We start from the raw sequence: 10,087 nt of genomic DNA on the forward strand, positions 1-10,087 counted from the left end.
TATAAGGAGGGACTACCAATGAGTACAATGGATGAAGTGGTTGAAGGATGGTTAAAACATCGATTGGTCGTTCATGATTTATTGGAACTAGCCGATGATGAAGATGTTGATTTCAAACCATGGGAAGGCGCATATTCATTAGGTGGTTTAGCCGTTCATATTGCTACTTCAATGGATATGTTTGTTAAAACAGTGGTAAATGGGAAGTTTACTCCGCCAAAGGCAGAACAGGATTATAAGACAGTGAGTGATGTGCGCGACATTGTTATAAAGTATACGTCGATGTCCAAGTGGGATTTAAAATCGCTTGATAAAACAAAGATAACCACAGAGGTTGAATTTAACAGAGATAAAGCGCCAGGAAGCTTTTGGATATCTAATGCCATAGATCATGAAATCCACCATAAAGGCCAATTGTTTACATACATTCGTATGCTCGGAGCGAAACAAGTGCCTTTCTTTATGAAGCATCCGAATCAGTTGAAATGAAAATAACAATCTTATCCATTTAAAAGGCGGGAGAAAACGATCATTCTCACGTCTTTTTTCAAGGTTCAGAAAGTATAAAATTTTGTTCATAACTGTCTAGGTTAAGCGCCCAGAAACTAGACGACTTCCCGCAGCGCCTTACGATAAATAAGACTTGCCGATTGGCTTAGGACAGAGGCTTAGTCGCACTTATACCCTTGGGTGAAAGTCATCATCGATTCGCACAGCTCATACGTTTCTAAGCAGGGCGCTTGTGCTTTTCTTACTTCCAAATGAAGGAAATATTATATACAACCTTTGTCCTAGATCGTGTATACTATAAATAGACCAAACGATTTTGCTTTTATACTAATCATGAAAAAGAGGTTGTTATATGTTCTCATTTCCGGAGTCATCAGATGTTTTTATACTGCATGGGGAACATTCTGTTTCTTTAGTTATTCTTTCCATCGCCATTGCATGTTGTGCTGCTTATACCGCTTTATCCATGAATCAGAGAATGCAACAAACTAGCTTTTTCCATAAAAACTTTTGGCTGCTTCTCTCCTCTATTGCGATGGGTTTAGGGATATGGTCCATGCATTTCATTGGAATGAGTGCGTTTATGTTGCCGATCTCTATGAAGTACGATTTGCTCCTAACGATTATCTCCGTCATTCCGGCTGTGTTTGCGTCTTATCTTGCGTTTTATTTTGCAAATCGAAGAAACACATCCCATCGTTTTTATATTATCGCTGGGGCCATCATGGGACTTGGGATTTCTTCCATGCATTACATCGGGATGGCCGCAATGAAGATGGATGCGGAATATGTTTACAAACCAGGCATATTCATCATCTCTATTTTAATTGCAGTTGTGGCGTCTTATATCGCTTTGTATACCTTTTCTACGTTACAGAAATATATGCGGAATCAATTAATAAAAATCATCACCTCCATCTTATTAGGGCTTGCAATAACAAGCATGCACTATACAGGAATGGCAGCCATTGTATTTTATGTAAGGAAACCATTGGCAGAGAACCTAAATGAAATGCATCACATGGATATGACGTTGCTGATTGCTGTAGTTACGATAGGAATTTCCTTGTTATTGCTCATTTCCGGTTTGACTAGTTTGCTCGATCGTTATGTAGATCATCGCTTGCACCATTTTGATGCGCTAACGCTTCTGCCTAATCAAAGGCAGTTTGAGCAAGAACTAAATAATATGATAACAGATGGGACACTAGCCATTGTCCATATCCATAACTTGGAGAAGTGGATTACTAGTTATGGATATACGTTTGGCGATGAAATGATCAAGGCAGTAGGAGATATTATTAAAAGCGGAAAACCTTTGTACGCAAAAGTATATCGTATCGAAGGGAATCGTTTTGCCATTTTTCAATTTGGGACATCGGACTATGAAATTATGAAAGAATCAATGAAAGCCATTTTATCTGTTTTGGAAAAGCCGTTGGGAGTAGATAACAAACAAATTGTAATAAATGCCGTTTGTGCGATATCTCATTCTAGTCATAAAAGGGTTGTAAGGGAGTTGTTTTCTAGTAGTATGGCTGTCCTGCAACATCCTTCGATCGAGTATAACCACGAAGTAATAGAGTATGACCCTGCTATCCATACGTTTACGTTTGAAAGTCAAATTGCTCAAGATATTAGTCGGGCTATAACGAATCAAGAGTTATTTTTAGAATATCAACCTAAAGTATGTTCTAAAACATTCGAAGTATCTGGAGTAGAGGCATTATTGCGTTGGAATCATCCCGTATACGGCTTAATTTCTCCGGGAGTGTTCATTCCCATATTAGAGGATAACGGGGAAATATTTGATGCGACAGATTGGGTGATCGAAGAAGCTTGTCATCAAGTATCCCTATGGTTAGAAGAGGGTGTGCCTTTTCGTCAAGTATCCATTAATATCCCTGGATCCTATGTTACGTCATCTAGATTATTGAAAGTGATGAATAAAAATCTATTAAAATATAAAGTGGATAGTCATTATATAGAGCTGGAAATTACGGAAACAAGTGTCATTCATGATATTGAAAATGCAATCACTGCTGTAGGTCGATTTAGAGACCTTGGCCTATCTGTTGCTCTGGATGACTTTGGAACAGGACTTTCTTCGTTGTCGTATTTAAAAAGAATGCCCATTTCAACAATAAAAATTGATAAATCATTCGTCGATGGCGTACCGCTTTCTGAAAAAGACTCTGCCGTACTCCGTTCGATTATCATCCTTTGCTATTCCTTAAAGTTAAACATCGTTATTGAGGGTGTAGAAACGAAAGAACAAATGGATTTCATTGGATCGATGAGAGAAAAACCTTTTATTCAAGGATATTATTTTTCTCGCCCGTTAACAGTGAAGGAGATCGGTTCCTGGATAACGAGAGGGACTCCGATGAAACTGTTGGGGATGTAGCTGTGTTTATACTTTTGTGAAAAGGCTCTTTTCGTATAGAATGTTGTTATCTTACCCGCCCCAGCCCTAATACACTTCGCTTTCCGGGGGCGGCTGGTGAGCCTCGGGCCAACAGGATGTTGGTCATGGAGGCGTTGCGACAGGACGTCGCGTTCTTAGCCTGCCTCGTGCTGTATGCTCGTCGTGTTGCAGGTTGTTTCGCTGAAGTAGCACTACTCGCAACTCGTAGCTTATTCGGCGGATGTTTCGCTCGTCACTGCGGGGTCTCCACCGATGCCTTGGCTCCCCCAGGAGTCTACGTGTATTAGGGCTGCTAGTAAGGAGATTCATACAAAAATAATACCCCAAAAACAACAACTTTTTAGAAAAGATCCTACGAAAAAGAGCATCCCCCAAAGTGTTTTTGGGTGAGTTTGGAATTAGGGTTTATATTCTTTTCCACTTCTTATGTAATGAACCACAAAATTAAAAGCTGCATCCAATGTTCGGATATCGTAATTTTCCTTTCTATGTTTTCTTTCACCAGGTATGTGATGGTGGTGATGGGGCTCTGTATCTACTATATATTCGTATGATGTGTTGGGAGCGTTGTGGGCTTCATTCTCCCAAGCGGATATATGACTGAACTTGATTCCTGTTTTAGGGATAATTCTCTTCCACTGATAATGATATTCTTTCACATATCCTTTCTCATCGTATTTTTCTATGGCATGTAGACCTGTGATTCCATGGATGGGGTGTTCTTTTAGGGGGAATAAGACGTCCAATTTAGTTTTGGTTCGCTTGAAGGATGCATAAATAGAACTTTTCGTATGAAGGTTCTGGTAGGATTTCAAGTAGTCACCGTAGTCTTGCAAAATGTCATCTATGTCTGCAGGAAGAAGTACAGAGTTGATTGGTTTTGATTTTCTATGCAAATGAAGAACCTCCAATCAACTCTTCAAGTAATTCTTCTTTTTCTTCTTCTAGGTCTTTCCAATTACGAAAGTCAGAAGGGTCATCTAAGGCGTCAAGGTCACCTATATTGTATTTGGCCAATGCTTCTGAAACAGTTTTCACTTTATATTCTTTTTGCAGTTCCGTAATCTCTTCAAGAACTTCTTTCATACGTTCTTCTGGAGTTTGATCCTGAAGTTTCTTCTCTTGTGTGAGCATCTGCATCCGGATAGCATACACGGGATCTTGCCAAAGGGAGATGGCATGCTTAGGGATTTTATGATGGGAAGTTGTATCAATCGCTTCTAACCCTTGCTTCATATACTTGTGTAGTGTCACATTGGAGATGCCTAGCAATTCTGCTGCCTCTTTTGGTGTAAGGAGGTAATCTTCTTGATATTCAAAGTACATCCCTTTTCCGCCGATTCGGTAGTACCATCGTTCTATATCCACTTTTATTTTTCCAAAATCGTAATCAGATATAGGAAAATGAAGTTGAGAGATAAAATCTAACATTTTGTACATCGTTTCCATGTTCTTCTTAGATAAAATGTAGGCTTCATCAAAGTCGAGCTCGCTAGATTTAAAGGTGATTCCTTTCAATTGATTTTTAAAAGAACTTAACATGAAGTGTACGACACGATCGAATACATACAACGTTTCCTTTTCGATTTTGGTCAAGCTATTGGCTTCGTATGCTTGTTGAATATCATCTTTTGACTGATCAAGTAAGGCAACGCTCATTATTCTCACCTCTTCCTACCTCCATTCTATCATTTTGCTTATGAAAAGTATATATTATAAACTTATGATTTGTAATTATCATTAATAGCATATGCAAATTACCCATTATTTATACCGATGTAAGCTGGAGGGTTTAATACAAATTGGAAACCGACTGTTGAAAGCAATCCCGGTACATCCCTACTGCAAAAATGCGCAAAGGCCCATCTTCACTCCTCCCTCTTCTACATGCCTTTCCCTTCCAATATTGCTTTGAAGTCATCCAGCGAATATTCCGGCGAAACTTCGATGCGAGGGATTTGATAAAAATCTTCTAATTCTGTTGGAGATGCATAACCTGGTTCTGTTGTGAATGCCATTTTGAAGTTGAATTCGTTTTTCAATATTTCCATCGTTTCACGGGTATACTCACCGAACGGGTAAGCAAAAGCAAATTCCTTTCCATTTAGATGTTGAATATTTTGTTGCAGGTCATTTTTCACCTTATGCTTTGGTGTGTTTAAAAGCAGAGAAACGCCCTCCTCATCTCGCTCGTGCAGATCAAATGTATGTGCTTGATAGTCAAATACATCCTGGCTCTTTAACATCTCCGTTTTGCTCAAATATTGGTACACCTCGGGGATGTACGTTGCATTCTTTTCTTCAATTTCACTTGTAATAATAAAACTTACGGCAGTAAAATTATATTTTTTTAGGATAGGATATGCTGTGTAATAAATATCTTTGTATCCATCATCCAACGTAATCACGACACTTTTTTTCGGTATATCGATCTGCTCGGTTAAAAATGCGTACAATTCTCTCAGATTTAGTACGGTATAGCCTGCTTCATGGAGATATTCCATTTGCTTGGAAAATTGTGATTCCGTTACGACTGTTTTATATAATTTGTTTTTGCTTTCATAAACGTTGCTGACTAAACGTTGATCAGGAACAATCCGGTGGTACATGATAACCGGAACGCATTCTGCTTGTTCTGTTACATCAAAGTTTCTGATTACATTATGCACATCCACTTCTTCTAATAACACATGGTGGTCGGTTAATCCCACTTCTTCTTTAAATGGAAGAAATGCTTGCATGTGAATATAAAAAAAGTGGATGATCACACCAAAAATAACTAAAAAGATGACCAGATAAATACCGTTGATAAATCGGCGGAACAGTCTCACATCATCACCTCCCCATCTAACTACGAGAAACCTTATACCAGGAATCTTTATCAATGAAATATAAAACAGTTCCGATGCTTACAAATAGTAATCCTAATAAGCGGTACGAAAAGACTTCGACAAACAAAAACAAAAGGACAAATATATTATCTTGTATTTTATACTTGTGTTCATAACGCCGACTAACTAGAACAGCGGTTAAATTTTGGAAGGCGCCTAAAAATAAAGAAATAACGATTAAAAATAAAAAAATACTTAAAAAATGACTCCCGAGCAGAATCCCCAATGGGATAAGTAAAATGGGAAACGTATTTAACGTGCCAAGTAAAAAGGCATCAAATAACAAATAACAGCTCGTTGGAAAATTCAGCTTACGGAAAAAGTCTTTGTAATAAATCGCCATGCAATCGATAAACGCTTTTTGCCAACGAAAACGCTGTTTAAATATATCTTTGTAGCTGCTGGGACATTGTGTAAAACTGACTGCTTCAGGTACATAAACCATCCGTTTTTCCTTGTTATTAGCGGCAATCCACTTATGGACTTTTATCGTAATATCCATATCTTCGCCGACTGTTGGCCGGTAGCCGTTCACATCAAGCAGTACTTGTTTGTTAAATGCCCCGAATGCGCCGGAAATGACCGTTATTGCTTGAAAACGGGATTGAGTAAATTTTTGCAAATAAAAACTCGTTAAATATTGCAAGACTTGAAAATTAATGAGCCCTTTCGCTAAAAAACGCGGACGATTTTTTGTATATCCCTGACTGATATGAACGGTTCCTCCAACAGCAACGATGGAAGCGTCTTCCAGTTCGCTGCTCAATACTTGAAGGGCATCTTCCCGAAGTATAGTATCCGCATCAACCGTTATGACCCAATCATAACGGGCAAAGTCTATCCCGCAATTTAAAGCATCTGCCTTTCCGCCGTTCACTTTGTCAACTACACACAAGTTTCTGTACAATTTGGACCGATAAACGGATTTTATTTTTTGATAGGCGAGCTTCCTGCTTGGACGGCGACTGATTCGTTGCAAGTGAAATCGTTTATTAATTTGCGATAACGTGTTATCGGTAGAACCATCATTGACAATGATAATTTCATAATTTTTGTAATCTAGCTTTCTATTTTTTTCAAGTGTATGAGTGATAATGGTCGCTTCGTTAAACGCAGGGATAACGATCGAAAACTTTTTCTCGCGATCTAGTTCCTTCATTGTTCTTGGGAAGGCAGTAGTCCATGGGATAAAGATGTAGATACATTGAAAAACAGTGTATAAAAGAAACAATAAAAATATAAAACTAAACATAATCAATCTCACTCTCTTTATAAGTTAAAGGTTATGTTTTACTTTTAGCGGTGCGTTGATGGATGCAGCATGCTGCAAGTGAAGAGAATGGAAGGTCACTTCACAAAAACAAGTAAGATGAAAAACCCATGCCTTTTGCAGGCGACGAGCTCCTCGACCAGGAATACAGGACGAATTTTATAGCATTTTTATAATTGCTGTAGTAATAACGTATTAATTTTTTTTGAAAGTGGCTGTGCGCTAAACTAGAGAAGGTGCATTTTTACATGGAAAGGGTAGGCATGAATGGGGTAATCCAAAGAAGACAACAAGAATAATGAAAATGATCGTTTAACGAATGAATCGGACCATTTCATTTACTGATTGACAGGATATAATCAGGAAGAGCTATAACTGCAATTGGAATGGAATAACTTTAAGGAAGTGTGAATTTACAATGATTTGAAGAAAAAAATGGGCTAATTTATCAGTGCATTACTGAAAAATTAGCCATTCGATGGGGCAAGCATTTATGCGCAGTCCCAGGACGTCGTGAACCTAGCCTTTGTTCTTTTTATTAGTGGGGGAGGAAAGAAAACCTCACTGAACGAAGTTTCACTTTATCTATTCAAGCGCCTGCAATAAATCCTCTTTGAGGTCATCCACATTTTCGATCCCGATCGATACACGTAAAAGATTTGCTGGAGTCATCGTTTTACTTCCCTCAACGGAAGAACGGTGCTCAATGAGACTATGCGTTCCACCTAAACTTGTTGCACGGGTAAATAATCGTACCTTTGCAGCAACAGCCATTGCCTCATCTTGACCGCCTTTCACCTGAAAGGACAACATACCACCGAATGCACTCATCTGCCGTGCTGCGATATGATGTCCCCCGTGTTCAGGAAGACCAGGGTAATGAACGGCTTCAACATTCGGATGCTGGTTCAAAAATTCTGCAATTGCCAATGCGTTTGAACAATGGGTCATCATACGTGGAGCTAGCGATTGCACACCACGAAGTGCTAGCCAGCAGTCGAATGGAGAAGGCACAGCACCTTTTGAATGTTGCCAAGCTCGTAGATTGGTCAACATAGGACTACCTGATCTTGCCACAACTGCACCAATCATTAAATCACTATGACCTCCGATATATTTTGTTATAGAATGGATTGATAAATCAGCTCCATGAGTAAGGGGCCGCTGCAAAACTGGAGTTGCCCACGTATTGTCAACCGCGGTGTAAGCCCCGGCCTGCTGTGCCATCTTGGTAATTGCTTCAATATCGGTAACCTTCAGAAGTGGATTAGAAGGTGTCTCGATCCAAACCAGGCCGGTTGGGGCACTTTTTATCGCCTTTTCAACCGCATGGAGGTCTGTCATGTCAATGACCACAATGTCAAATCTTGATCCAATATCCGTTTCCGTAATAAGCGAACGAATACCAAAATACATATCGTTTGGCATAATCAACCGGCGGGGTTTATCCGTAGGTAATGCCTCAATTACTGACGCGATTGCTGCCATTCCTGATCCGAAAGTGACGCAATCATGTCCGTTCTCAAGCGCCGTCATGCAATCTTCCAGAGCACGACGATTAGGATTATCCTCCCGACCATATTCGAATGCATTTGGATAAGACCCATCCGCAGCTCGTTCGAATGTAGTAGAGAGATGAATTGGCGTAGACACCGCGCCAGTTGTTTTGTCAACCTGGCGCCCAGAGTGAACAGCTTTCGTTTCAAAACGCATAAAAATTCCTCGCTTTCAAAAATGATTGTTATTAATGTTATTATGTGCTGTTTTATCAAAGAAAGCACATTTAATTCTTTAGTTTTTTCTTTCTAAGAATTGTTTTCATTTGTGATGCAATTTCCCTTTCATTCTCACTAGTAGATTGTTCCAGTTGTGAAGTAACAAGCTTTAATCGCTCCGTGGAATGATGTTGGCTCAATTTTGCTTTTCCTTCCATTTTATCAATCTTGATTTTGAATCCAACAATTCCTTTTGCCTGCCCTTCTAAAAAATGAGCATCCAATTGATCCCATTGATATGAACTATTTGGTTCTTCATATTTTAATACCATATCTTTAAGGGAATCCATCATTTCTTCGCCGTCGATGATTTCAACCTTTCCGTATACATGAGCAGCGATGTAATTCCATGTCGGAACAGCTTTATCTGTTTCATACCAGGAAGACGAGATATAACAATGCGGCCCCTGAAAAACAGCAAGCACTTCCTGTTCCTCTATATCTTTCCATTGCATATTCGGTTTGGCAAAGTGGCTGTACAAATATCTTTCTTCTTTATCTAAAATCAAAGGAAGGTGGGTCGCATACGGATGACCCTCGTGTTGGGAAAAGAGCGTAGCAAAGCTATTATTCTCAATTAGCTCATAAATTTCTTCTTCATCTTTGATTTCAAAGTGCTTTGGAATATACATGATCATCACCCCTCATCAATTTCGTGTTTGAATATATTTATTACTCTTATAAAATATAGTATGATATAAATTGACATTTAAAAAGATACAGTTTTAATTAATTAAGCATGTCAGGAGAAGGTTTATATGAAAAATTACCTTTTTGTCTTCAACGAAAGCACTCCCAAATACAAACAAATCTACGAACAGTTTAAATCATTGATTGAACAAGGCAATGTGAAAGCTGATGAACAACTACCTTCTATTCGAAAACTTGCAGCTTCTCTTCAAGTCAGCCGTAATACAACCTTATCGGCATACAATCAACTTGAAGCAGAGGGCTATATTCGCGGGGAAGGGCGAAAAGGTTATTTTGTTAATCGATTAGAGCCTTCTTTATCCCAGGAAGCCCTAATTCCCACTAGCAAAAAGAGGGTGGAGAAGAAAGCGTCCGTTCGTGTCAATTTTCGTACAGATGCTGTAGATCAATACCATTTCCCTTTAAAACTATGGAGGCGAATAGCGAATCAGGTTTTAACGTTACCTGAGAGCTTTCAATATGGAGAACCTTTTGGAGAGGTGAATCTGCGTGAACAAATTGC

9 protein-coding genes are annotated in these 10,087 nt (G+C 39.0%); 3 read left to right on the plus strand and 6 right to left on the minus strand.

Features of this window, described 5'->3' with window-relative positions; all coding sequences use genetic code 11:
• Nucleotides 1–18: 18 nt before the first annotated feature.
• Nucleotides 19–489: a DinB family protein gene (locus tag ACLIBG_RS15215; RefSeq protein WP_439313612.1), complete on the plus strand. Its 471-nt coding sequence runs from the start codon at nt 19–21 to the stop codon at nt 487–489.
• A gap of 373 nt (nt 490–862) precedes the next feature.
• Complete coding sequence (locus tag ACLIBG_RS15220) at nt 863–2,917, plus strand: putative bifunctional diguanylate cyclase/phosphodiesterase (protein WP_439313613.1); 2,055 nt, start codon at nt 863–865, stop codon at nt 2,915–2,917.
• Between the two features lie 419 nt (nt 2,918–3,336).
• Here ACLIBG_RS15220 and ACLIBG_RS15225 read toward each other — a convergent pair whose 3' ends face one another.
• From ACLIBG_RS15225 to ACLIBG_RS15250, 6 genes are all read right to left on the minus strand, one after another.
• Nucleotides 3,337–3,834: a hypothetical protein gene (locus ACLIBG_RS15225; protein WP_439313614.1), complete on the minus strand. Its 498-nt coding sequence runs from the start codon at nt 3,832–3,834 to the stop codon at nt 3,337–3,339.
• Entirely contained in the window at nt 3,827–4,597 is a 771-nt protein-coding gene (locus ACLIBG_RS15230) for a helix-turn-helix domain-containing protein (RefSeq protein WP_439313615.1), read from the minus strand. The genes ACLIBG_RS15225 and ACLIBG_RS15230 overlap by 8 nt, the downstream gene beginning before the upstream one ends.
• 224 nt (nt 4,598–4,821) lie before the next feature.
• Nucleotides 4,822–5,769 (minus strand): polysaccharide deacetylase family protein, encoded by a 948-nt coding sequence (locus ACLIBG_RS15235; RefSeq protein WP_439313616.1) that lies wholly within the window; start codon nt 5,767–5,769, stop codon nt 4,822–4,824.
• 16 nt (nt 5,770–5,785) lie between these two features.
• Complete coding sequence (locus ACLIBG_RS15240) at nt 5,786–7,081, minus strand: glycosyltransferase family 2 protein (protein ID WP_439313618.1); 1,296 nt, start codon at nt 7,079–7,081, stop codon at nt 5,786–5,788.
• A 603-nt stretch (nt 7,082–7,684) separates the two neighbouring features.
• On the minus strand, nt 7,685–8,812 hold the full coding sequence (locus ACLIBG_RS15245; protein ID WP_439313617.1) for a trans-sulfuration enzyme family protein: 1,128 nt from the start codon (nt 8,810–8,812) through the stop codon (nt 7,685–7,687).
• Nucleotides 8,813–8,882: 70 nt separating this feature from the next.
• Complete coding sequence (locus tag ACLIBG_RS15250) at nt 8,883–9,506, minus strand: FMN-binding negative transcriptional regulator (RefSeq protein ID WP_439312968.1); 624 nt, start codon at nt 9,504–9,506, stop codon at nt 8,883–8,885.
• Nucleotides 9,507–9,632: 126 nt separating this feature from the next.
• Here ACLIBG_RS15250 and ACLIBG_RS15255 point away from each other — a divergent pair.
• Nucleotides 9,633–10,087, plus strand: a 455-nt coding sequence (locus tag ACLIBG_RS15255; protein WP_439313604.1) for a GntR family transcriptional regulator, incomplete at its 3' end; no start/stop codon positions are given.

Origin of the sequence: Virgibacillus sp. W0181, assembly GCF_051846915.1 — a bacterium.
In the GTDB taxonomy this organism is placed as follows: Bacteria; Bacillota; Bacilli; order Bacillales; family Amphibacillaceae; genus JBPYCR01.

What these genes read in the sequence shown, in the direction of transcription:
- ACLIBG_RS15220 (WP_439313613.1), top strand. Translation starts at nt 863, where the DNA reads ATGTTCTCATTTCCGGAGTCATCAGATGTTTTTATACTGCATGGGGAA.
- ACLIBG_RS15240 (WP_439313618.1), bottom strand. Translation starts at nt 7,081, where the DNA reads ATGTTTAGTTTTATATTTTTATTGTTTCTTTTATACACTGTTTTTCAA.
- ACLIBG_RS15215 (WP_439313612.1), top strand. Translation starts at nt 19, where the DNA reads ATGAGTACAATGGATGAAGTGGTTGAAGGATGGTTAAAACATCGATTG.
- ACLIBG_RS15250 (WP_439312968.1), bottom strand. Translation starts at nt 9,506, where the DNA reads ATGTATATTCCAAAGCACTTTGAAATCAAAGATGAAGAAGAAATTTAT.
- ACLIBG_RS15245 (WP_439313617.1), bottom strand. Translation starts at nt 8,812, where the DNA reads ATGCGTTTTGAAACGAAAGCTGTTCACTCTGGGCGCCAGGTTGACAAA.
- ACLIBG_RS15230 (WP_439313615.1), bottom strand. Translation starts at nt 4,597, where the DNA reads ATGAGCGTTGCCTTACTTGATCAGTCAAAAGATGATATTCAACAAGCA.